This window comes from Niastella yeongjuensis (genome assembly GCF_900110245.1).
Lineage (GTDB): Bacteria > Bacteroidota > Bacteroidia > Chitinophagales > Chitinophagaceae > Niastella > Niastella yeongjuensis.
The window spans coordinates 88,453-112,391 of the sequence record NZ_FOCZ01000002.1 but is presented as its reverse complement, the minus strand read 5'-3'; the positions used below and the strand labels follow the sequence as shown (position 1 = coordinate 112,391).

At 45.4% G+C, this 23,939-nt stretch carries 22 protein-coding genes; 6 read left to right on the top strand and 16 right to left on the bottom strand.

Annotation, left to right across the window (positions count from 1 at the left end):
* Window positions 1-27: 27 nt before the first annotated feature.
* Genes BMX95_RS05130 through BMX95_RS05105 form a run of 6 tightly spaced genes read right to left on the bottom strand, consistent with a single transcriptional unit; the run spans window position 28 to window position 9,037 of the window.
* Entirely contained in the window at window positions 28-1,329 is a 1,302-nt protein-coding gene (locus tag BMX95_RS05130) for an SWIM zinc finger family protein (protein WP_081200913.1), read from the bottom strand.
* 45 nt (window positions 1,330-1,374) lie between these two features.
* Window positions 1,375-4,116, bottom strand: coding sequence for a hypothetical protein (locus BMX95_RS05125; protein WP_081200912.1), 2,742 nt, complete (start codon window positions 4,114-4,116; stop codon window positions 1,375-1,377).
* Complete coding sequence (locus BMX95_RS05120; protein WP_081200911.1) at window positions 4,101-6,545, bottom strand: hypothetical protein; 2,445 nt, start codon at window positions 6,543-6,545, stop codon at window positions 4,101-4,103. The genes BMX95_RS05125 and BMX95_RS05120 overlap by 16 nt, the downstream gene beginning before the upstream one ends.
* A complete protein-coding gene (locus tag BMX95_RS05115) occupies window positions 6,538-7,254 on the bottom strand; it encodes a hypothetical protein (protein ID WP_081200910.1) in 717 nt (238 codons plus the stop codon). Before BMX95_RS05115 ends, BMX95_RS05120 begins: the two co-directional genes overlap by 8 nt.
* Window positions 7,251-8,405: an AAA family ATPase gene (locus tag BMX95_RS05110; RefSeq protein WP_081201780.1), complete on the bottom strand. Its 1,155-nt coding sequence runs from the start codon at window positions 8,403-8,405 to the stop codon at window positions 7,251-7,253. The genes BMX95_RS05115 and BMX95_RS05110 overlap by 4 nt, the downstream gene beginning before the upstream one ends.
* 14 nt (window positions 8,406-8,419) lie before the next feature.
* The gene (locus BMX95_RS05105; RefSeq protein WP_081200909.1) at window positions 8,420-9,037 is read right to left on the bottom strand and encodes a hypothetical protein; all 618 of its coding nucleotides are present in this window, start codon (window positions 9,035-9,037) and stop codon (window positions 8,420-8,422) included.
* Between the two features lie 287 nt (window positions 9,038-9,324).
* Between BMX95_RS05105 and BMX95_RS05100 the strand changes: the two genes are divergently transcribed.
* Window positions 9,325-10,599 carry a hypothetical protein gene (locus BMX95_RS05100; RefSeq protein ID WP_081200908.1) on the top strand — a complete coding sequence of 425 codons (1,275 nt, stop codon included), beginning with the start codon at window positions 9,325-9,327 and terminating at the stop codon, window positions 10,597-10,599.
* An 89-nt stretch (window positions 10,600-10,688) separates the two neighbouring features.
* On the opposite strand, the gene BMX95_RS05095 is transcribed toward BMX95_RS05100, so the two are convergent.
* From BMX95_RS05095 to BMX95_RS05085, 3 genes are all read right to left on the bottom strand, one after another.
* A complete protein-coding gene (locus BMX95_RS05095) occupies window positions 10,689-11,162 on the bottom strand; it encodes a Dps family protein (protein WP_081200907.1) in 474 nt (157 codons plus the stop codon).
* 12 nt (window positions 11,163-11,174) lie between these two features.
* Window positions 11,175-12,029 (bottom strand): pirin family protein, encoded by an 855-nt coding sequence (locus BMX95_RS05090; RefSeq protein WP_081200906.1) that lies wholly within the window; start codon window positions 12,027-12,029, stop codon window positions 11,175-11,177.
* A 69-nt stretch (window positions 12,030-12,098) separates the two neighbouring features.
* Window positions 12,099-12,611, bottom strand: a complete 513-nt coding sequence (locus BMX95_RS05085) for a DinB family protein (RefSeq protein WP_081200905.1) — start codon at window positions 12,609-12,611, stop codon at window positions 12,099-12,101.
* A 334-nt stretch (window positions 12,612-12,945) separates the two neighbouring features.
* Between BMX95_RS05085 and BMX95_RS05080 the strand changes: the two genes are divergently transcribed.
* Both BMX95_RS05080 and BMX95_RS05075 read left to right on the top strand, forming a co-directional pair.
* Window positions 12,946-14,766 (top strand): PQQ-dependent sugar dehydrogenase, encoded by a 1,821-nt coding sequence (locus BMX95_RS05080; protein WP_081200904.1) that lies wholly within the window; start codon window positions 12,946-12,948, stop codon window positions 14,764-14,766.
* 58 nt (window positions 14,767-14,824) lie between these two features.
* A complete protein-coding gene (locus BMX95_RS05075; RefSeq protein ID WP_165758951.1) occupies window positions 14,825-15,520 on the top strand; it encodes a carbohydrate-binding family 9-like protein in 696 nt (231 codons plus the stop codon).
* On the opposite strand, the gene BMX95_RS05070 is transcribed toward BMX95_RS05075, so the two are convergent.
* From BMX95_RS05070 to BMX95_RS05055, 4 genes are all read right to left on the bottom strand, one after another.
* Window positions 15,521-16,630, bottom strand: a complete 1,110-nt coding sequence (locus tag BMX95_RS05070) for an aminotransferase class I/II-fold pyridoxal phosphate-dependent enzyme (RefSeq protein WP_081200902.1) — start codon at window positions 16,628-16,630, stop codon at window positions 15,521-15,523.
* Between the two features lie 37 nt (window positions 16,631-16,667).
* Complete coding sequence (locus BMX95_RS05065) at window positions 16,668-17,174, bottom strand: DinB family protein (protein WP_081200901.1); 507 nt, start codon at window positions 17,172-17,174, stop codon at window positions 16,668-16,670.
* Between the two features lie 33 nt (window positions 17,175-17,207).
* Window positions 17,208-17,633 (bottom strand): VOC family protein, encoded by a 426-nt coding sequence (locus tag BMX95_RS05060; RefSeq protein ID WP_081200900.1) that lies wholly within the window; start codon window positions 17,631-17,633, stop codon window positions 17,208-17,210.
* 96 nt (window positions 17,634-17,729) lie between these two features.
* Entirely contained in the window at window positions 17,730-17,939 is a 210-nt protein-coding gene (locus BMX95_RS05055; RefSeq protein ID WP_081201779.1) for a hypothetical protein, read from the bottom strand.
* A gap of 264 nt (window positions 17,940-18,203) precedes the next feature.
* Here BMX95_RS05055 and BMX95_RS05050 point away from each other — a divergent pair, with 264 nt between their 5' ends.
* Window positions 18,204-19,190 (top strand): GlxA family transcriptional regulator, encoded by a 987-nt coding sequence (locus tag BMX95_RS05050; protein WP_081200899.1) that lies wholly within the window; start codon window positions 18,204-18,206, stop codon window positions 19,188-19,190.
* Window positions 19,191-19,394: 204 nt separating this feature from the next.
* Here BMX95_RS05050 and BMX95_RS05045 read toward each other — a convergent pair whose 3' ends face one another.
* On the bottom strand, window positions 19,395-19,733 hold the full coding sequence (locus BMX95_RS05045; protein WP_081200898.1) for an ArsR/SmtB family transcription factor: 339 nt from the start codon (window positions 19,731-19,733) through the stop codon (window positions 19,395-19,397).
* A gap of 301 nt (window positions 19,734-20,034) precedes the next feature.
* On the opposite strand from BMX95_RS05045, the gene BMX95_RS05040 reads away from it, so the two are divergent.
* Window positions 20,035-20,418, top strand: a complete 384-nt coding sequence (locus tag BMX95_RS05040) for an SWIB/MDM2 domain-containing protein (protein ID WP_081200897.1) — start codon at window positions 20,035-20,037, stop codon at window positions 20,416-20,418.
* Between the two features lie 415 nt (window positions 20,419-20,833).
* Window positions 20,834-22,444 carry a L,D-transpeptidase family protein gene (locus BMX95_RS05035; RefSeq protein ID WP_081200896.1) on the top strand — a complete coding sequence of 537 codons (1,611 nt, stop codon included), beginning with the start codon at window positions 20,834-20,836 and terminating at the stop codon, window positions 22,442-22,444.
* Window positions 22,445-22,498: 54 nt separating this feature from the next.
* Here BMX95_RS05035 and BMX95_RS05030 read toward each other — a convergent pair whose 3' ends face one another.
* Entirely contained in the window at window positions 22,499-22,960 is a 462-nt protein-coding gene (locus BMX95_RS05030) for an SRPBCC family protein (RefSeq protein ID WP_081200895.1), read from the bottom strand.
* 5 nt (window positions 22,961-22,965) lie between these two features.
* A complete protein-coding gene (locus BMX95_RS05025) occupies window positions 22,966-23,934 on the bottom strand; it encodes a ligand-gated ion channel (protein ID WP_081200894.1) in 969 nt (322 codons plus the stop codon).
* Between the last annotated feature and the right edge of the window lie 5 nt (window positions 23,935-23,939).

The window sequence follows — 23,939 nt, the reverse complement described above, 5'->3', positions numbered from 1 at the left end:
CCTCAATTTGATTAATGTTCAATCCCCTTATAAAATCCTGTACTCATTCTGGTACCATACCCCAAAGGGTTCGTACGCAGTTTCCTTTCCTACAACGGCCATATTCAGGGCTTCGCCGCCACTTAATGACAACAGCTTCCAGATGTTTTTAAATCCCCCTTTAATATTCATCAGGGCATTGTTACTGTCTTGCAGCCACCACTGCTGGTTATAAAAAACCGGGCATACCTGCTCAATGATAAAGGGTCTTTCGTTGCGGAAAGGCAAGATACTTGCCTGGTCCGTTTCAGCTTCTGCCACCTGCTGCCAGTTGGCAAATCCTTTGTATTGCTGCACCTTTTCGGTATTGAGCTGTTTTTTTACAATGGCTCTTAATGGAGAAACGGAGGGATAGAACACCAACTCCGCCTGTATAAATAAACCGGGGGTTAAAGCCACCTGTGCACCCTGGCCACGGATCAGAAATTGAAGTACCAAAGCATATTGGTTGCTGTTGATCCCATACAACCAGTTTCTTTCAATGGTTAAATTTTCTTCTTCGGTAACCTGTTTGCCCAATACCAGCCAGGTATCGGTAACACCGGTTTGTTCTTTTAGTTCCTCCTGATTTTGTGTAAAGCCGATCCAGGTACGAATGTCCTGTTGTAATAAGGTGGGAAGGGTTTCATTGTTTTTAAACCCGGTAGCGATGATATACAATCGCAACAACTGATCTATAAACTCCGTTTGCCAGCCATCGCGATAAAAATTTATTTCCGACAGGGTCCTGATCATACCGGCCAGGCCGGATGCCTGGGCATCTACCATTCGGCGCGACATATTTTCGAACCAGGCCGATCCTTTTTCAGGTATACTGATGATACCATTGCGAATGATATCTTTTATCCATTGTAATAATTCCTCTATACCATCACTTACTTTTTGTTCCCGGGCCTGGCGGCGTTTTGCCTGGGCGGCTTCATCTACGGGTTTATCCTTTTTCTCTACCTGTTTTTCCTGTTTCTCAGATCGTTTGCCGATCCATTCCGACACCCAGGCGGGCATGTCATGACTGGTAAATTCACTTTTTGCGCGGGCATACAGCAATAACAAGCCTACGCCATGTTTGCAGGGGAATTTCCGGCTGGGGCAGCTGCATTTAAAAGCTATGTTTGCCAGGTCAACCTGGGTTTGGTAGGGCTTGCTTCCGCTGCCCTGGCATTCGCCCCAAAGCGCCAGCTCATTTACACCTTTGCTTACCCATTTGCCCGGACTGCTAAGTTCTTTCCCGGATTTCCTGGATGACTCATCAGGCGCCAGTGCAAGTACTTGTTCTTCGGATAATTGCAAGCTTTATAGTTTTAAGGTATATGGTAATAATTGGCTGAACCCGTCTTATTCCAGTTCTTTGTAATTATGCAAAGTTATCTTTCCATTTGATTCCAAAACGCCTAGTTGGTCACGTGTGGGACCGGGAAAAACGGCCACTGCCGGCTTTTCCAAACTCAAACGCCATTCCAATTCGGGCAATGAGTAATTTTTTAAATTAACTATCCGTAGTTCTTCCTTAGTAGCCAGCACAATACGGTCGTTTGGCAAGAGGGCCATGCTTTTTACTTTCAGCTCTGGTATTTCAAATGGTTCACTACAACGTTCATTCCTGTCATTATAAGTTATTATCACCACCCGGTCATCCAGTGCCATCACAAGATTTAACAACCCATCGGACAATCGATTTATGGCAAGGTCCCTTATGGGTGTATCGGCCAGAAACAACACATCTATGGCGCCTTTCTCGGAAATGGTCAACAATGAATGGTCGGTTGACAGATAAAACTTATCTCCACACCACATTAATTCTTTAACTGCGGCAGGCCTAAGGCTAAAGTTATAGGCGGGGTCATTGAATATACAGGGATCGTATGTAATAACTTTCCCTTCAACCGTATAATAAATCAACGAACCTTCGCCATTTGATTGTCGTAAAGCAACCACCAGGTCTTTGTAAAACCCAATACCTATGGTGTCGGCATCCACAAAGTTTGGGTAAAAAACAGTTAATGCTTCCTGAAAATAGCTATTCTTCGGCAGGCCTTGTTTATTCAACGCCGGATTGTAATCATATACCAGGATGTGGTCTGTATAGGCGGGATTAGCTATGGGTAATAAGGAACTGCCCGCTTTCATTAGTACATTCCAGGTAAAATATTCTTTATGCCCACTCCAATTCATTCTCACCATTTCCATCCCTTCCGGATGTAATCCCCAGGCCAGTAATTGATTGTTCCAGGTAAGTACCTTTTTCCAATACACATCGGCCTTCAACTGCCATTTATCAGAGACCGGCTTTTGAATGGGCGCTTCTTTAACCGCATGTATATAGCGGTGAAAATCGGGTGTCAGCAACCGATCATCGGGCACAAAATTCCTGAGTACAAACAGGCTGTCGGGATTACCGGCGCTCACCTGTTCACTTACTATCTCATAGGCAATATCCTGACAGACATTTTCGAGTTCCGTTGTGTTATACTTTCTATTTACTTTATCCAATACATTCAGAAAGGCCATTTCTTTTTTGGCCGCCTGCTTATTGGCATAAAGCGTTTTTATAGCTGAATGAACTTCTTCTTTATCCTCATCAGCAATCAGGTTGAAGTATTTCAACAGGCAGGCTTCAGGTTGTTTTACATCCTGCCAGCCTTTTAACAATAACTTTTTTGCCCTTGGCTTATCTTCAATTTTATCTATAACTATGCGCGATTCTTCGAGGTAATCCTGGTGGGCCGCTGCAGCCTGAACACATATTTCATAACATTGAAGGGCCTGTTCTTCCTGCCCCAGTACTCTATATAGATCACCTGCTTTTTCGTGTTGCCCAAGCTCACTATATACGTCGATGGCTTCCTGCAGCAACCCGCCTTCTTCGTAACAGGTAGCTGCCATGGTAAGATTCTTTAAATGTTCCTTATACAACAAGGCTGCTTCCCGATAATATTTACCCTGGCGTAAAGTGGCCGCTGCAGTTGCAAAATCACCCAACAAATGCGCATAGATGTAAGCGGCTTTCTTAAAATCTCCCTCCTCAATAGCTTTCTGCGCTGCCTTCAGGTACTTACTGCGTAAATCGTTGAAGTAATTGTCTACATTCCAACTATCCACTGCATGGCCGCCCCCCAAACTATTCAAATTAAATTCTGTGGAACGCTTTCCTAACAGACCCGATGGTTGGGCAGTGCCCCTGCCTGCATATGGATTGCCTAAAGGAATGGCATATTTCAGGGCCTCATCGGTGTCCTTATCAAACATATCCGACAGGCGCTTCAACTCACTTTCGCGCTGTTTTTCCAGGTCCTCCATTTTTTCTGCCATCCATTTCATGACCTTACCAAACAGACCTGGTTTTTTATCCTTCCCCGATGCCTGACCGCTTTTTCCACTTTCCTTGCCAGCCATAGCACCCGACGATTCCTCTGGCGTTTTGGAATCTGATCCGTTGAGCATATCAAATACCTTTTCAAAAAATTTGCCGACAATCGGATTTTTCAACCAGGCCGGCACCTCTCTTTCATTCGACGTTGGGATATCCGTCAGTGGCTTGTTATTGATCTCCTCTTTGAATGACTCAAAAACATCCTCTGCTGTCATTTGCTGCACACTTATCTGCCGCAAGGGGAGCCAGGGTCGCAGACCGGGTTGGGCATATCCCCAGTAAATATTCCGGGGTTCCTTGTATTGCAGCAACCCGGCCAGGTCAATGCGGTCCGACTTTTCAAACCCAATAAACCCAACGGTTGGGTGAAATACCTGGTAATCCCAGATCAACAGGGATTGCAATTCCTGTTCGCTGACAGCGGGCGACAATTCTGCATCAACAGGAATAAAGAGCTTCTTACCCAGCACCGTATATGGATGCCGCACCTGCAACAGGCCGGGCATCTGGCCCTTACTAAAGATCACAAATAACCCTGCCGCATCGGTCGGGTTATTGTTTTGGGCAATTATAAAACATACCAGTTTTTCCAATGGTATCTGCCATGCATTTATTTCCTGAAACCATACATCAGGTGTATTACCCCTGATAAAGGCGCCGCTCAATACATGCGCAGCATGTTCATTATATTTCAGCGTAATGTGCATGTTTCTTTTATTCTGTCTGTGAACCGTTGAATATGGTTTTTATAAAACCAGGCTACGCCGTCATGACTTTGCCCGGTGGGTTCCCCGATAAAATAAGCGGCCCCGCAGACCCGTTCATCTGCGGACCAGCAGGCGGTAGGTTTGTCCATGATCATTACGATGGTAATTTCAGGAATGCTGCGATCAGCGCTTCTTAAGTGTATTAACCCTCTTGAGTCCACCACCGCTTCGCTACCGTCGGCCCAAACAAATCTGGAAAATTTAATGTTGGTACTGGTTATCCCAATAATGGATGCCTCACTTTCTTTTGCACCGTAATCCGGGTTTATACTTTTTCGTACCTTACATATGTTGATCGATTGACCTTGCGCTCTTAAAGTAATTAGCTTTTCGTCAAAACCTATCTCTCCATCCGCAGTCACATATACACGCTTCACTGTATTGATGGTGTTGTATCCATTGTTTACAAACCTTTTATACGTGTTCAGGTTTATGTTTTCAAGTGCTTTTTTACTACGCTCAACCATAAGATCAAAAACACCTGGCGGCTCTTTCGCAGGAGATATTTTACCGGTGGCAGCCTCAATAACAAACAACTCATTATCTGCTCTTATATTGAAATACCCATTCTCGAACACAGTTTCCGCATATCCGGAAATGCCTTTGAGTAATTTTTTGGTCTCAACGGTACCTGTTTCCAGGTTTACCTCATAGAGCCACATATGCTTTTGGCCAACCGGATAAACAAGCATATATACCGTTGCATCCCCGGCTGAACCAAAACGCACCAGACCAGATTCCAGGCTTTCAATAATTTCCCGGGCGCCCTTCTTATTGCTGGTCCAGTATAAAACCCGTTGGTCATGCGTTACACAGATCAAATGATCTTTTTTCACTTCAAAGATGCAGTCTGTAAAGAATCTTATTTTCGAAGCAGGATAATAAAGCGGAGAGGGTTGGTATTGCATAAAAGCAGGCGCATTCAATAAGTCCCTGGTCTTGTTGTTGTACTTTTCCTTTTTAGGTTTCCTGATATTGAATAACAGTTCCTGTAGATCAAAACGGGCTTCGCTTAATTGTTTTTTACGGCCCCGGATGTATTCATAGAAGCGCAGCTCCCCATCTCTAGTAACCGTAACCAGAAAATTTACGGGCTTTTTTAGCGAAGCCAATATTGATTGAAAAAGTACGCTGTGCGTAATTTCTTCTTCTGTAATTAAGAACACTTCATCGTTTTCTCCCACCGCCTGCTGGTCCATAAATTGGGAAAGTCCGCGGCCACAATGCAGGGCTGCATCCAACTGTTCCAATGAACGTACAACTCCTTCTTTGGTAGCCAGGTCAGTTTCATTAAACGCAGTCCCCGACAAAGCGTATGAGGTAATTTGGGCTTTTGCTTTGTTATTAAGGGTGCAGGCCAATGCGGCAGACACGGCAAATACCCGTGGCAGGCCCCACATCTTCAGTGTGGTATCAACTAATACAATCCGTTGCTTTTCGGGGTTCGATGGCAATTCTTCCCGACGCAGGTACAGGGCTTCATTGTTTGCCAGCCGGGCCATTAGCGACAGGTCATCATGCGCCAGTTCGCTTAATAGCAGGCGATCGAAATTGCCCCTGTTGGTAATGTCCGATACACCACCAAACAACTGATCGCCGCTGCCGTGGGTATGTATAGGAATGTTCAACGCGGCAATCAGGCGTTTTGTCAATTGCGCCAGGCCGGTAGTTTTTACATCTTCTTCCAGTTGTTCTAACAGTTCGCCTGTTTCCAGGTGGGGGACCTCCAGCGCTGCAGCCTGGGGCAAGTCTCCGGTACCCGTGCGAATTAACATTTCAAGGTGCTGTACGGTGGGGATCAACTGCTTTGCCTGGTTCAACAACTGCATATCGTCGTTAAATACCCGGGCTTTATTGTCTGAATTCCCTTCCCTGAAAATATACTTATCCAACGAGCCCTGGTTAAAATAATCAATACAACCAGCAGCCACGTTTGGGGTGATCTTTTTTCTTACCCCCTTAAAGATGGTATAAAGCATCCAGGTCCTGTTAGACCCGGAACGCAGTTCCTCGGGTAAAGCCGACACCAGGTGTAATATCCGGGTTGCTTCAATCACCCGTTCTCTCATTCCCATCAGGATGGAAGTGTTTTTCCCATAGTAATTCATCAACCGAAGCACAATGGTTGAACCACCTTCTTTATCAATATCAGCCCGCTTATCCCTGCAGGCGCTGATCACCAGCAGGATGGCACCAATGGAAGGCAGGCCTTCCCGGGACAGTTTCTTTAAAATGTCCAGTAATTCCTCGCGATAACAAATGGTATCGCCATCCTGCCATTCAATTACCTGACCATCTTCGGCCCAACGCCAGAAATAATTTCCCGGCGGCTGAAAGTAATCTGTTACCGTATTCAAAAAATTATCCATCGTTTCCCCCCTTTGTTAAGCGAATAGCACTGCGGGTTGATTGCACAAACGCATCTTTGGGAATTTCCTCCCAGGTACTATCTATATCAAACAACAATATGGAATCGTTATCGGGACTGAATTGTGAAGCGATCAAACTGCTTATCACCGGTGGATCAAATTCATACCCACACGGTATCAGCAAATCGTTCAGCAACACGTATTCTTTTCCCGGCAGAGCCGGCAATAGATCTCCCATCACCAACACCTTATTTTCTTCAGATACAGCAAAGCGGGTTTGTTGCAAACGCACCAGCGGCGCTGTTTCTCCATACGCCTTCCAGGCAGTTAGATCGGTGAGCAGGGCATTGCCTTTTTGTAATTGTTGCGAAGGCACCAATTGTACAGCCATTTGCCGGTTTATTTTACCAGGCAGGGCAGATACCGGCAGTGTTACCTTGATATAATCCGATACCGGCGCCCAGTTCATGGACTGTAATTTCCCTACCGGAGTAAGCCCCCGCGGTGGAAATAAATTACCGTCCTCATCCAGGGTATAGGTATGTAAACCGGGCAACTGCCGGATGCGCAGGTCTATTGTTTCATCCATGGGAATGCCGCGTACCCAAATGAATGCCTCTTTTTCAGCTGCCTTTAAACCAGGCAGGCAGCGTACTGCACCCAGCGCTGCTTTATCCGTTATCGACAATACTATAATCAACTCTATCATTCGGCATGCATTATTTTTTGCCAGAGCGCATCAATAGGTTTTAGTACATAGTTCTTCTGATCTGCATTACTGATCCATTCACAACGGCCATTCAGATAGCGCAGCCTGTCTTTTATAACCGAACGTTCTGCCCGCGTAGTTGCGGAATTATTCCATTGTTCGGTCATTTGCATTACTTCTTTATAAATATCATCTGCATTGGGCATGCTATTGATGGTTGCTCTTGGATGCACTTGTTCCTGTTCTTTTTCTTCTTCCAGTTCGGCATTTACAATACCGGTAATTACCTCCCGCTGTTCATCGGTATCCCAGATGTACCGCATCACCCACATATCACTTCGATAAGCCTTTGTTCGCTTGCACAACACAGCGCTGGCGGCAATCAGCCGTTGCAGTTTTACGGCACGCCGGTCACTCACCTGTACACCGGCATTGCGCAATTTCTCAATGAGCTCGATGTAATAGGGGCGGATCTCCTGCATATCAACCAGGGGAATGAAACTTTGCAGCTGACGCACCTCTTCGGTTTCTATACCAGGAGCATCGCCAGTTTTCTTTTGTTCCAGTAACCAGCCGGCATCCAGCACATCGTTCAGGTGATGCGGATCAACATAATCACAGCGTACCCTGATCAAAAAGCGATCGAACAAAGCCTGTAATGCTTCTTCTTCGGGCAGGTGGTTGCTGGCGCCTACGATCATCAAAGCAGGTAAGTGCTTTGTTTCGCGGCCGCGCCGGAAGATGCGTTCATTTAAAACCATCAGCAAACTATTCAGAATAGCGCTATTGGCATTCAGCAATTCATCCAGAAATATCAAATGCGCTTCGGGCAGCATACCCTCGGTATTGGTTACCAGGTCACCATCGCGCAACCGCCGGATATCGAACGGGCCAAACAATTCATTGGGTTCGGTAAACCGGGTAAGCAGGTATTCGAATGTTTTACCCTGTAACAACCTCGCCAGTTCGCGCACCAGGGCGCTTTTGGCGGTGCCGGGCGGCCCCAGCAAAAACAGGTTTTCGCGACCGGCCAGGCAAATTCCCATCAGGTCAATAATATCATCTTTACCAACGAAGGTGCTTTTAATGTGCTGCAGCACCGCATTCACTTTATCGATTAACTGAAAATCGATAGCAGTTTTGTTTTCCATGAGTACGTTTCTTTTTATTGGGGTTGCCAACCAGGCCATAATAACTGGCCATGATCGCCCAATGCTTCCTTTATATATTCATTTACCAATTCATTGTTACACCTGTTCTTGTCACGCGTGTCGATGATCCTGTCAATGTAGGCTCTGCGTAAACAGGTATCGTGCATGATCACGTCAATATTCACTTCCTTTTCCACCTTCATTCCAACTGAAGAGAACGGCCATTGAACGGCGGCAGCCTGTATTTGTTTTACCAGCGCGTCTTCAGGCGACAGGCCTTTGGCCACCTTCACCAGATTGGGCAAATGGCGAAAACTTATATCAACTGATAAAATGGTTCCGGGTGAAACAGCACCGGTAAAAGGAGTGAGTAATCCGTTTACGGCATCTTCATCCAGTGCGCGCAGCACAGTCAGCTGGGCTGCACGATACAAATAAACAGCTGCCCATACGGCCGCTTCTGGTTCAAATGCCGGTACCCGGCCGGTTAGTTCGGGTAACTGTTGTTCGTAATATTCGCGCAGGCGTTGTGTTGCCTGTTGTATATCTTCCCCGGTAAATGGTACTACCGCACCTGCCACAATAACCTTTCCCTGCTGAATAATGTCCTGTATAAATTGTTCTAATTCCACAGCGCCAAAATACGCAGCGATTATGAAGACTGGAAGTAAACCTACGCATTGTTTTTAAAAATATCTTCCGCCCTCACCAATGCATATGTTACATTTTTTTTGAATCTATCGCATCCGGATATCAAAAGCTTTACACACACTTAACATTCCGCTCAACTACACTGCTCAGGCTCATGTTGTTGAAAAATAAAGCCGCATTACCGCTAGTACCTTTTTCACACTCGCTGAGTCAATAACTATAGTTCGAACTAATCAAAACAATATTTATTTAACCTAAAAACAATCCTGTGAATTTACGTATTTATTGTATTGCTGCCCTGGCAGCAACGACGTTGTTTGCCTGTGCCAAACAAACACAGCCAACACCTGCCAACGAATCAACTACCAACAAAGATGGCCGGGTTGCGGTTGAAAACGCCGTAGCTGCCAATGTAACGGTTACCTATACCGATGAAAGCAGTTTTGTCAGCAGCCTTTCTTCCTACGGTTATAAAACACCCAACCAGTTAAGCCTTAACCGCGTGGGCACCAGCAGCGGTTATACCGGTGTTTATGGATTTAACATCCCCGCCGCCAACCAGGTAAAAGGTTTTAAATGGAATGATGGCGACGAAGGCACTACCGAATGGCGTCCGCAAGGCATTACCGGTTTTACGTACGGTTCAAAGAACTATTTACTGATCACGTGGTATGGCATTGGGCCCGATGATATTGCCGGTGTAAATAACCAACACAAGGGGGTGCGTGTTTCCCTGGTTGATATCACCAGCATGAGCAACATCACTTATCGCCATATTCTGTTGGTGCAGAATAAAGCCAATATGACCAACAGCGCATTGTACAAAGCATCTAACCCCTACACCCAGCTGGATTCATACATCCCCGTAACCATTCATGGTGGTGGCATAGCCTGCTACGGCACCAAGGTGTATGTAGCCGATACCAAACTGGGTATCCGCGTATTTGATGTTACTAAATTTGTATCCGCTGCAGGCGATGATGGCGAAACACGCTGCGGTAAAGAAACAGATGGTACGTTGAAAGCATTTAACTATGCCTATATCCTGCCCCAAACCGGTTATTACAAGATCACCAATGCATCGCCATTCAGCTGTATAGAAACAGGTACCGGCACTACGACTTCTGATATTATGCTCTGGACGGCGCAATACATTACTGCCGATGAAACCACCGTTCCCAAAGCATATGGTTTCCATTTAAATGCTTCCGGACAAATTGTTACCAGTCCGGCCCCGGAAGTAATTACGCCTATCGATAATGACAATACCAATGTGAATGGCATTCAGGGTGTGTACCGCGCGGGCACCAAAACATTTATGAGCACTACCGGTAACAGCAGTTATGAAGGTTCAACGGCCCGCCTCACGCGGTACAATGATGGCGCAGCTGCCGGGGTTCGCTATCGCTGGCCACATGGCGCTGAAGACTTATACTATGAAACAAGCACCGGTTATTTGTGGAATTTAACGGAGTATGAAACAGTGAAGTACGGCACCGATAACCGTTGTGTATTTGCAGTGCGGGTATCTGATTATGATTAATTGCTATCATAACCTGTCTTAAAACAAAAAGCCTCCTGCCGGCATGATCCGGGCGGAGGCTTTTTTATTGTCAACTATTATAATTCCAATTACCGGAAGTGTGACCTTAACATCCAGGCCATTGTTTCATGCTCTTCCATTAAGCCGGTAAGAAAGTCGCTGGTACCAGCATCTTTATATTCATTGGCAATACGGTCGATGTTTTCCCGCATAGACACGATGATGCCTTCATGATCCTCCAGCAACTCGCGAATATAACCGAGGCTGTCGTTTTTTTCGCGGCTCTGTTCTGTGAGGTGTGTGAGCTTTAAAAAATCTTTTAATGTACCAGGTGCATAGTGCCCGAGTTTACGAATGCGTTCAGCTACTGAATCCATGATCTCATCCAGTGCCTCATACTGGCCTTCAAAGAATTTGTGTTTGTCGTGGAAATCGGGGCCTTCTACATTCCAGTGGGCATTACGCGTTTTGGTATACAGCAAAAATTCATCTGCCAGTAAACCATTCAAAAGGTGCGCTACAGCGGTTAGATTTTCCGGTTTGATACCAATGTTAGGTTGCATATGTAATGTTGTTTAATAGCTTAAACTTCCAAACTTTCCGTTTTTGTAATCGTTCATAGCCTGTTCTATTTCTTCGGCCGTGTTCATTACAAAATTATCTTTGGCGGCTATGGGTTCTTCAATCGGTTCAGCGCTTAAAAATAACACCTGGGCATTTTCAGTGGCTGACACTATAATATTCCCGGCTGCTTTATTAAATACTACCAGGTTATGCATGTCTACCGGCTGGTCATTTACCACTACTTTTCCTTTTACCACATACAGCAGGGTCCAGTAATCGGGTGTGGCATTCAATTCAATTTCTTTGCCAGCTTCTATTTCCCCGATCATGGAGATAATGGGCGTAAAATTTTGAATGGGCCCGGTGTGACCGTTATAGTCACCACTGGCCAGCCTGAACTGTACTCCCGGCTGATCGATTACCCGGGGCAGCTGATTGGCAGTGGCTGCCTGGTAAAATGGCTTGTCCCATTTATTGGCCTGGGGCACATTTATCCAAAGTTGAATGAGCTCCTGTACGCCTCCTTTTGCCAATAATTCATTGGTGGGCCCTTCGCTGTGCAAGATACCACTACCGGCAAACATCCATTGCACCCCGCCTTCTTTTATTATTTCATCATTGCCGGCATTGTCACGGTGAAAGCCTTCGCCCTGCAACATAAATGTGTATGGACTAAAACCCCGGTGCGGATGCGGTTGTAGTCTAGCATGCTGCCCGGGCTGGAAGGTATATGGGCCGCCATGATGTATAACTATAAATGGATTGGCAAAGCGAAAATCTTTATGGGGCAGGGATTGCCGCACGGTTTCGTCCTCAGTGATATTCTTTTCGCGGGCGTACAGTATGTGATCAATCTTCTTTTTCATCTGTCGTAGTCATTATTTGTCTGCCGGTAAAATAACAGCCCTCACTCCTTTCAGCCGATAAAGGTATTCTTAATTTTTAGGTTTCAGATAAATAAGCTGACCATAATGCGTGCTCTGGTGATTGGTTCTGTTAATAACCAGGTTTAATTTATTGCGGTGGGGTTCTTTGGCAAATTCTTCTGCAGAAACAGCTGTATGTTTTGCAAACCAATCGTCGGGTGCAAGGGTGGCAATGCCAGCCGACAGTTTTGCATTTACATCTTTCCAATATTGTTTCAATTCCTGTACAGAGGGAATTTCCTGGCCTGATTTGTCGGGAGTGGCTAAAAATGGTTTATCCAGCTGCGGATAGGAGCGTTCGCCCAGATCTAATAATGGCAACATTCTATCAGTAACGGCGGTTAAATGGCCCAATAAATAAATACCGCTGTTTCTTCCGGGAGCAGCATCTGCCTTTATTTGTTCATCAGACAGCTCATCAAACAATTTTGTAACCTGGTTAGTAGAGTGGTTCCAGGCATCAACCACCATTTTAATAAACAGTTCTTTGGTAGGGTGGGTGGTTAAAGCAACATCATTCATAATTAAAGTTTTATTGTTATAAAAATAACAATAACCAGCCGGGCGGCCATTTTGTTTAAATTAAATAATTCAAATATTATACAGGTTTAACGGTTAATCGATGCCAAGGTCGTGGTCAAAGCATTAAAGATAAAAAATAAGCAAGTCCCGGAACCGGGGACGCGGAAAAATTTTATAAATTTAAGTTACAAACTACACTTAATAACCCACTTCATTAGTACGGGAACGTCGTTTTTATTTTCCACCCTGCTGTAACACACAAAAACCTGCTGTAATACTAACCGTCAGATGGTGTACGATCTGATAAGGCATTTTATTCACTAAACTAACTGCTATGCCTTCCTTTATCATTCGCCGGTTTTGGCCATACCCATTGTTTTGCATAGGTGTTTTGCTGGTTTGTTGCCAGTCGCCCAAAGGTCCATTGTCCCTGCCTGCAGGCGACCCGGACAATGGTGGGCTGTTGCTGCCGGGCAATTTTGAAGCGGTGGTGGTAGCCGATAGCCTGGGCCGTGCCCGGCACCTTACCGTTAACTCCAACGGTGACATCTACGTTAAATTAGTTTATAACGACATAATGCATGGGAGCGGAGGAACCGTTGGTCTGCGGGATGCCGACAAAGATGGCAAGGCGGACATCATTGCCTATTTTGGCAATTATAAAGATGAAGGCGGTTTGCCTGCCGGCATGGCCGTACATGGTGGGTATTTATATACTTCTACCGTAAAATATATCTTCCGGAATAAACTGATAGCCGGTCTTTTGTTTCCCGACCCGGCAACCGATACCATATTAATTGATGACGATGAAGACCTGCGTAAACACTGGCATACCGCCAAACCTTTTGCTTTCGACCGGCATGGTCATATCTATGTGCCTTTTGGTGCGCCCACGGATGCGGCACAAGACATCAACACCGTTGGCCCGGCCGGGATACCCGGTGGCAAAGGGTTGGACCCCGCGCCCGACCTGGAAAAACATGCCGGCATCTGGCGCTTCGATGCCGACAAGTTAAAGCAAACCCAACAGGATGGGTATAAATATGCCACCGGTATCAGAAGTGTGCTGACCATAGACTGGAACCCCCAGGATGATTGTCTGTACGTTGCCATGAACGGCATGGATAATTTTCACACCCGCTATCCACAGGTTTACTCGGCCTGGCAGGCGGCCGTACTTCCTTCTGAACCGTTGTTGAAAGTCACTGAACATGCTAATTTCGGATGGCCTTATGCGTACTACGACCACATGTTAAAAAAAAATATTTTACAACCGGGTTATGGCGGCGATGGCAGATCCATTGGCCGCGCCAGTCAGTTCGATGTGCCGGTAATGGGTTTCCCCGGTCACTGGGCACCTATGGACCTGCTCTTTTATACCGGCAACCAATTCCCGGAAAGATATAAGAAGGGCGCCTTTATTGCCTTTCATGGTTCTACCGATCGTTCGCCCTATCCACAGGCGGGTTACATTGTTTGTTTTGTCCCTTTTGAAAACGGAAAACTAACCGGTGACTGGGAAGTTTTTGCCGATGGCTTTACGGGCGTCGACACCGTATTCAATACCAGTGATGCCGTATACCGGCCCATGGGACTGGCGGAAGGACCTGACGGATCGCTGTACATTTCTGAATCAAACAAAGGAAAAATATGGCGGGTGCTCTACAAGGGCGATCGACAATCTTTTGGTTCCACCCAACTCGCGGCTATGGAACAACGCAAATCGCGGACCTATATTAAAACGCCCGATTCCCTAAAGGATAACCTGGGACTGGGCGGTGAAATGAATGGACTGATCTTATACAACAGCTTTTGCGCCAGCTGTCACCAGCGGGATGGAAAGGGTGACAACAACCGCTATCCGCCCCTGGCCGGGTCTGACTGGATAGCCGGCAATAAAGAACAACTGATAAAAATAATATTGAACGGTCTGCAGGGAGCAATTAAAGTGAATGGCAAAACTTATAACGGCATTATGCCGGCCCATGGCGGCCTGCTCGATGACCATGCCATTGCTTCTATTGCCACTTATATCAACAGACGGTTCTATAAAGAAAAAGACCTTGTTGCGTCGGCAGAAGTGGCTAAATTGAGAAGGGCTGCATCCGGGAATAATGTGGCGACCATGGAAAGGAGGAAAATCCGGAATCAGTAGCGCTGCTATAAGCGTAAGCTGTAAGCAATATAGGGCAGCCCTCAAAACACTTCAAGCTATGAAACTATCTGTTATTACCGCCTTCGCGTTATTCGTGAATTTTATACAGGCGGATGCGCAAACGTATACAGTAAAGAGAATACCTGAAAACAGGCTGCAAATAACGGGCAGGGGTGATGGCAAAGCCTGGGAAAATGCGACGGCGTTAACAGACTTTACCTATCCATGGGAAACGGAAAGGGCGCCCGCCACTTCGTTTGCGGCCCTCTGGGACGGGCACTGGCTGTATTGTTTGTACCAGGTAACTGACGATTCCATCATTACTCCGGTGATAAAAAATAATAAGATAGACGCCGGCGCCTCAGACCGGGTAGAGCTCTTTATGGCTCGTGATACTTCTTTATTACCTTACTATTATTGCCTCGAAATGGATGCTGCCGGAAGAACGCTCGATTACCGGGCGTCGTTTTACCGTAAAATGGATTATGACTGGTCGTGGCCCGCTCAACAATGTATCATTAAAACGTCTGCTACCCATACCGGCTATATGGTTGAAATGGCAATCAGTATATCCTCACTCAACGAACTGGGGCTTTTACACAACCAGCGATTGCTGGCTGGTTTGTTCAGGGCAGAAAGGAAAACAACACAGGGCGGTTATAATTCCTTTCACTGGATCAGCTGGGTAAAACCAACTGCCACACAACCCGATTTTCATATTCCATCTGCATTTGGGGTATTGGTGCTGAAATAACTACCGCTTATTTTCTGCAATGGCCGCACTAACATGCTCAAGTGCCTGCTGAAAGGCGGTTTTACCCAACCAGCCAAAACCTATGCGCATATATGAATCGGGCATGGCGAACCAATGACCGGCACCTACCATGGTCTTGTATTTCTGAACAAGGGTTTCATAAAAACCGGGAATATCAATAGTATCGGGATTTGCAAACCGCGGAAAACACACCACACCGCCTGCTGGCAATACATACTCAAAGGCAGGTTCCTGTTGCAGCCAGGCACGTAATACCTGAAAGTTTTCCATTGCCTTTTGGTTAATGACCGTAGCAAACTTTTCTTTCTGCCTGTAAAACTGCGTAGCCACTTCTTCATCGAGGGCAGCATTACTAATATAGATCATTTCTTTTGCTGCCAGAAACTGTTCCATCAAATGCTCATTGCGGGTAATAAGCCAACCGATCCGTAACCCCGGCAACCCAAATGCTTTTGACAGGGAGGATACACTGATGACCCATTCGCTCGTGGATGCCACCACCGGGTATGGCGTCGCAAAACAGGTGTCGCGATAAGTTTCATCAACCAGCAGGTAGATTTTCTTTTTTTCAGCCAGTGTGATCAGTGCCTGTAATTCGGCCTGCGTCATAACCGTGCCGGTAGGGTTGTGCGGGGTAGTAATGCTTATGAGTTTTGTAGCTGGTGTTACGGCCGCTTCAATGGCCTTCAGATTCACGCGCCAGCTTTCTTCCAATTGCAGGTCGATATAACTGATGGCACACCCTATGGTTAGCGGCACTTCTATATTAGTCGCGTAATTGGGCCGTACCACTATCAGGTGATCGGCTGAAGTAAGCAACGCTGTATTTATTATAAACAAGGCACCACATGCCCCATTGGTAAGCAGTACCTGATCGGGGTGTAAACCACCTGCTTCTGTCGCCAGCATTTGCCGAAGTTGTGTATTACCCCGATGGGGAATGTATTCCAGCTTCAACTCGTTCAGCTGAATATTCAGTTCGCCCAATGTGAGGTCGGCAACAGAGCTTTCGGCCAGGTTGAACAGGATGCTGTTATACCCCCTTTCTTCGGGCGACTCCTTTTCAATAGGCATTCTTTTGTAAAGCATAGGCAGGCGGTTTGGTCCTGCTAAAATACCTGTTTTCCTACACGCCTGCCAGTTTTTCACTGATGTGTTTTACCTGGTTGATATGGCGTTGGGTATGAAAGATCACAAAATAGATCAACTCTAAACGGGTGGGTTCCCCAAAGATAGGCATATGAAGGGAGCTGGTGAGGTCCAGAGATTTGATGGCTTCGCCGATTTGTTCCCGGCCAGCCTTAAACGAGTATATCAAGGTGTCTTTATCGTAGGTCCTTTCTTCCGGAATAATGAATTCGGGCGATTGCAGTTTGGTACTGAAGTCTAAAAAAACATGGCGTAAGTTACCTACCCCTGCATCGGGCGGGCGGTTGGTTGTATGTACCGGGCCGTTCAACGCGTTTATCATGCCATTATCTGACTTACAAAGATGCTCCGTAACCTGGGCAGCCGTCCAGCTGCCCAGAAACGGAACTGTATTTATTTCGTCCTGGTTTAAACCAGAAACAATATCCAGATACCCTTCGGTAGCCGCTTCAAATTCCTGCAATAGCTCTGTTGCTGTGTTCATAAAACCAGGTTTAATAAATACGTGTTGGTGTAATTATCTTGAATTAGCGTCAAAATTTACCATCCAGCGAATGCCGAATTTATCTTCGCACATGCCAAAATAGGCGCCCCAGAAAGCATCGGACATAGGCATCGTTACCTTACCGCCAGCTGATAAACCATTAAATAATTTATCGGCCTCTTCCCTGCTGGAAGGCGCCAGGCTGAGTTGAATATTGTTTCCCAAAACAACCTCGCCCATTGATTCGGGTACATCGCTACCCATTAACACGCCACCGCCGGTAATAGGAAGTGAAATGTGCATAACCTTGTTATCTTCATGATCTGGTCCTTTGTATTCCTTAGGGATGTCTTTAAAACGCATAACCATGGCAAACTCACCGCCAAATACTGATTTGTAAAAGTTGAATGCTTCCTCGGTGTTGTTGTTAAAGTTCAAATAAGGATTCAATGCTGGCATGTTCTTTTATTTTAATTGTTTAGAAATATTATAAAGTTCTTATTCCAGGAAACAAACATACGGTTATGCGTGATAACTATTTATTACTTTTTTACCTTAATCAAGCACTTTGCACAGGAAGCCTTTTTCCGTAACCAGGGTCATTACTTTTTCTATTCGAAGGTTATTGCCTTCTACCCGCAGCACTTTATCGCAATCATCGAGATCGAAGTTGATCTTGCTGTTGGGGAAATGCCTAAGTAGTAGAGCCACCAGCTTTTGGGCTTCTGAAAACTCCTGTACATTGGTTTTAAAAACCTCGATCATAGTGCTTACTTTTTGTTTCGCATTGGTATCACTAACTGCCTGCTGCAATCGTATTCAAATGTACATTCACCTGTTAACTTCAAAAGGGTGTAAAAGCGACCAATTAAGGGGCTGAATGCGACAATTGTTTTTTATCTTTATAAAGGGGAAAGCTACCATAAAACGCCGTTACTATGTCCTTAACTTTTCACCCTTTATCATAGTAAAATCCTAGTTTGTCGGAACTACTGTTCATGGGGCCGGAAAAAAACAAAAATTTACAGCATGAAACATGTTTCCATTCTGATCCCGAAAGGGCATACCAGCCTGGTGAATATAGAAGGCACCCACCAGATCTTTTCTGAGGTAAACAACCTGCGTACCAGCATGGGCAAGGCTCCTTTGTTTGATATTCAAATGGTTGGATTATCGAAGGAAACCAGTCAGCGCGAAGGGCTGTTTACTATCAAACCTGATTGTTTGTATACGGATGTTGCCAAAACCGACCTGATCATTATTCCCGCCATACATGGCCAGTTTGTACAAATAGTAGAGGCCAACCAGGCATTGATTCCCTGGATCCTGCATCAATTCAACAAAGGTGCCGAGGTAGCCAGTCTTTGTATCGGGTCCTTCTTTCTGGCAGCTACCGGTTTGTTAAAGGGAAAGCAGTGCGCCACTCATTGGCGTTTCGCCAATGAATTCAGGGGACTGTATCCCGATGTGGAACTGGTAGACGATAAGATCATTACCGATGGGGATGGCATTTATACCAGCGGAGGCGCTTATTCCTATTTGAACCTGCTGGTATATATGATAGAAAAATACGCTGGCCGGGATATTGCTATTCTTATTGCCAAGGCGTTTATGATAGATATCGATCGTACGCTGCAATCACCGTTTATCATTTTTCAGGGGCAAAAAGCCCATGAAGATGAAACCGTGAAAAAAGCCCAGGAGTATATTGAAAAGAATTTCGAGGAGAAAATAACAGTTGACCGGATCGCCGAAACCTTTGCCCTGGGCCGCCGCAGCCTGGAACGCCGGTTTAAGAAAGCCACCTGTAATACGGTAACGGAATACATTCAACGGGTTAAAATAGAGGCTGCGAAGAAGGACCTGGAGACGGGACAGAAGAATGTGTACGAGGTAATGTATGATGTGGGTTATAGTGACGTGAAGGCTTTCCGGAGCATTTTTAAGAAGATAACAGGGCTCTCTCCTATAGAGTATCGCAATAAGTACAATAAGGAACTTTTGGTAATGGATTAGGGGGCCCAGTTGCAGGTTCACAGAGTTGATAAAGGGGAGTTGTTAGTAAATTGTGAATAGCGTGCAATAGAGAGAGAATGCCCGCCAATTGTTTTGAATCCTCATTTTCGGGAACCCACTAACCACTGACAACTCACCACTCACATGTAGAGTTCGGGGCCCCAATGCGTCAACCAAACACACAAGCTATCATACCCACAACCACTACTTCTTCCTGGCCGGTTTTCTCTTGGGGCTATCGGTTGCATCCAGTGAATTCTCCAGGCTATCGAAGCGTTCCGTCCATACTTTCCGGTATTGTTCTGCCCAGTCAATAACCTCTGTAAGCCGCTCCAGTCGGGCCTCACAGAAGCGTTCCCGGCCAAACTGTGTAATTACTACCAGGCCGCATTCCGTAAGCATTTTAATGTGCTTATAGATGGCAGTACGGCTTACTTCAAAGTTCTCTGCCACGGCATTTACATTCAACGGGTGGTGGGCGATCATGTTGATGATCTCCCGGCGGGTGGGGTCGGCAATGGCCTGAAATACGTCTCTACGCATAGTTTTAAATAGGAAACCTTTAGGTTGCAAATATAATGAAACCCAAAGGTTTCATAAATAAATTTCTTATAAATACCAGTCAAAATGGGGGTATTCTTAAAAAAGGAGTCTTATGTTTGCAGCAGCTTTCTTAAATTAACCAGGGGAAACGGGCCTGCACAGGCGAGGAACAAATGATTTTAACAGCTGGATATTGCGATAATTCTCTTTGTTATTTATAAATTTGAGTATATTCACTGAGTTTTACTTTCAAACTATAATTCAAAAACTTTCATTATTCACTTTTAAATTTTAAAACACTATGGCAAAAACAGCTAAGAAAGCTGCTAAGAAAGCAGTAAAAAAAGTAGCGAAAAAAGCCGCTCCTAAAAAAGCAGCAAAGAAAGTAGCAAAAAAAGCCGCTCCTAAAAAGAAGGCAGCTAAAAAGAAATCTGCCAGAAAACCAAACGCTGCGTTCATGGCTCCGCTCAATGCCAGCCCTGTTTTAGCTGAAGTTATAGGTAGCAAACCTTTACCAAGAACTGAGATCGTTAAAAAGATCTGGGAATATATCAGAAAGAACAAATTGCAAGACAGCAAGAACAGAAGAATGATCAATGCTGACACTAAGTTGAAACCTCTGTTTGGTAAAGATCAAATTTCAATGTTTGAACTGGCTAAAGTGGTAAACAAACACGTGAAGTAGTTCGTATATGCGAATTGAAGGAATTAAAACTTTTACAGGTAACATGGATGGTTTTACATCCTGTAAAAGACCGGGTTAGTAAGTACCTTTCTTTTATTTCAATTTCTCCTTCATTTCTCTGGCCGCAAAAATGGCCCTTTACAGGATGGATCAACAAGGGCCTTTACATTATTCCTCATAGGAAATGGCTAAAATTCAGGTCACATTGAAACTATACGATTGCAACTCCATAGCTACTGCATTTAACTGTTAAGGACCATTGCAACGTATATAATCGCCTTCCAAAAGACATTCAGAACATTTTATTGCGGGGTTTACGGGTATAACTGGCAGTTAAAGTCAAAGCGAGGAGCACACACCAGTCATATTCCTGAACCCCTTTTTCATTGTGCATTACCCCCTTAGAGTAGCCTTTATGCAAAAAACTATTTATTTCACCGCCCTTTGCCTGTTGTGTATTTGGGGATGCAGGGAATCTGGTTCCAAACCAGGTGACAACCGTAAAAAAGATTCCGTCAATAAAGTAGTGCAGGATGCCGCCCGGGATATTGCCGGTAACTTCAGTGAGCAAAGTTCCCTGCGTTTTTCTGCCAATCGCCTCGATTCTTTCTTTGCCCGGTACGACTCCCTGCGCACCTTTAAAAATGATATCACTACTTTCTATACCAGTCGCAACTATTCCTTTGCCTGGTATACCGACAGCGGATTAACTGAACAAGCCAGTCATCTGTACGTTCGTTTGGAAAACCTGCCCGATGAAGGACTGATTGTGACACTGCCTTACAGGCGCACACTCGATAGCCTTATAAACGCCGGCAATAACCAAACCCTTGAACAAAAAAGCGAAACCGAGCTGCTGTTAACGGGTCTCTACTTTTTCTTTGCTCAAAAAGTATGGGGTGGCCTGGAAGAAAGTACTACTCAAAAGGTAGACTGGCTGATGCCGCGTAAAAAGCTTTCCTACAGCGCCTTCCTCGATTCGGTGCTTAAGCAGGGCAACACCGGCACTGTTAAAGAACCCGTTTACCGCCAATACAACCTGTTAAAAGAATACCTCAAAAAATATAAGACCCTACCGGCTGATAACAGTACTATCAGCCTGCCCGCTAATAAACCCATTCGCCCCGGCGATACCTCACCTGAGATTGTTAAACTGCGCAAAAAGCTTTTTCTCCTGGGTGATTTAACTAATGCCAGCGATACCGGTTCCGCCACCTACGACTCTACGCTGTTGACAGCCGTTAAACGCTTTCAAAGAAGACACGGTATGACAGAGGATGGCATTGCCGGCGGCAGCCTGGTAAGGGAATTGAATATTCCTGTACCACAGCTGATAGAGAAAATAATGGTTAACATGGAACGCAACCGCTGGTTACCAACCGATGTGCGCGGCCGGTACCTGGCTGTAAACATCCCTGAGTTTGTACTGCATGCGTATGATGATGATTCATTATTGTGGAATATGAACGTAGTTGTGGGTAAGGATGTAAACAAAACGGTGATCTTTGCCGGCACCATCAGCCAGGTTGTTTTCAGCCCTTACTGGAATGTGCCTGCCAGTATTTTGAAAAAAGAAATATTACCGGGCATTCAAAAGAACCCGAACTACCTGGAAAAAAATCACATGGAATGGAATGGTCCCGACGTTCGTCAAAAACCCGGTCCCTGGAATTCCTTAGGCCAGGTAAAATTCCTGTTCCCTAACAGCCATAGCATTTACCTGCACGATACGCCTTCAAAAAGTCTTTTCCAGGAAAGTAAACGGGCCTTCAGCCATGGTTGTATACGGGTGGCCGATCCCAAATTTCTGGCCAACTATATGTTACGTGATGATTCAACCTGGACACCAGAGCGGATCGCCAAAGCAATGGCCAGCGGAAAGGAACAATTCGTTGCGGTTAAAAACCCAATGCCGGTGTATATTACCTATTTCACAGCCTGGGTAGACAGAAAGGGCGACCTGAACTTCAGGGAAGATATTTATAAAAGAGACTTACAGCTTTCAGGCCTGCTCATGAAGCGTTAAAAGGTCAGGAAGCGGATAAAAGAAGCCCCGGCGTGTTTTACGCCGGGGCTTTTTCTATTTAAATATGCGCTCAATAGCGGCTTTACGATACCTGAACAGATTCTCCAGCTTTTTACGTACCAACAGAGAATTGGCAACGCTGCCTATTGGACCAAACGGCAGCTCGTACTTTACCTCATCCTTCATCAGTACGCCTTTATCGGTTTGCGTAAAGGTGTGGGTATGTTCCCATAAACGATAAGGACCCTTCAACTGAATATCGGTAAACAGGTGCGGCTTTTGCACCTCCCTGATCCTGGTTTGCCAGTGCAGGGGAATGCCAAACAGGGGTTTCACTTTGTAATCGATCAGCATTCCGGTATAGATCTCCTGGCCTTCCGTTATGGGAGTGAGGGTAATAAAACCCATTTCCGGCGGAGTGATCAATGCCAGGTTATTGGGCGATGAAAAGAACGCCCAGGCGGTTTGCAGATCAACCGGCAATAACTGTTCGGCCTTTAAATAATATACACCCATGATTATTAGCTATTTGCCGCGGCGTTGATAAAATAAATATTCAGTATCACATAGATCAGCAACAATACCTGGGCCATAATCATATCAAAACGATTGGCTTTTTCTGCCTTGCCCCTTTTTACCAGTTGTAATGACCAGGCGGTTGATGAAACTACTGAAAAAATAAAACACAGCGTTAACCCATGCAGGGTATCAACCAGGGTAAAGGAGGTAGTTTCGGGTAAAGACGAGTCAATTATATACTTGTTACCAATTACGGCAAACAACGCTCCCACACTTAAACCAAAGCGCGAATCCATACCATCGGAGTGGATATAAAAACATACATAAGCGATCAGGAAGGCGATGTACATGCCCAGGAACAGTTTCCAGAACATATCCATGGCCTCGCGGTGAACACTGAGCCTTACTTTAAAGTTACTGTATTCGGTATGGGGTTTCTGGAACCGCTCATCGCCAAAGGCAGTTTCATAGGCTTTTTTACCGGTGCCAACAATGCAGCTGTCGACCGTCCAGCCGCTCATAGTAAAACGTTTATCATAATGATCACCAACGGTATCGGCCACAAACACCAGGGAGCGGGAATCGTATTGCGAGTTCTCAATAGAGAACCTGAGCTTTTGTTTGTCGAAAGGGAAATTGGCGATCTTCCAGCTGTCTTTCATTACACACTGCAGCTTCATTTGCATATACACCTTATCGCCTGAGCTGTCGATAGTAACAAACGATTTGGTCACTTCTTTGGCGCCCGGTACCTCCAGGTTGTCGTAGAAATTGAAGTCCCGGTTACGGTATTTCAACCAGAGCCATAAGTTAACAGAAAACTCTTTGTCCTTGAAATCGATGTCATGAATGCTGGTAATATAAATGCCCGCGGAAACCGTATCTGGTTTTTTATCCTGGGCAACAGCAGAAAGGGATGCTAAACATACACCTAGCAATAGCAGGTAGTACGGAATAAATGGGTTTTTCATCAGGT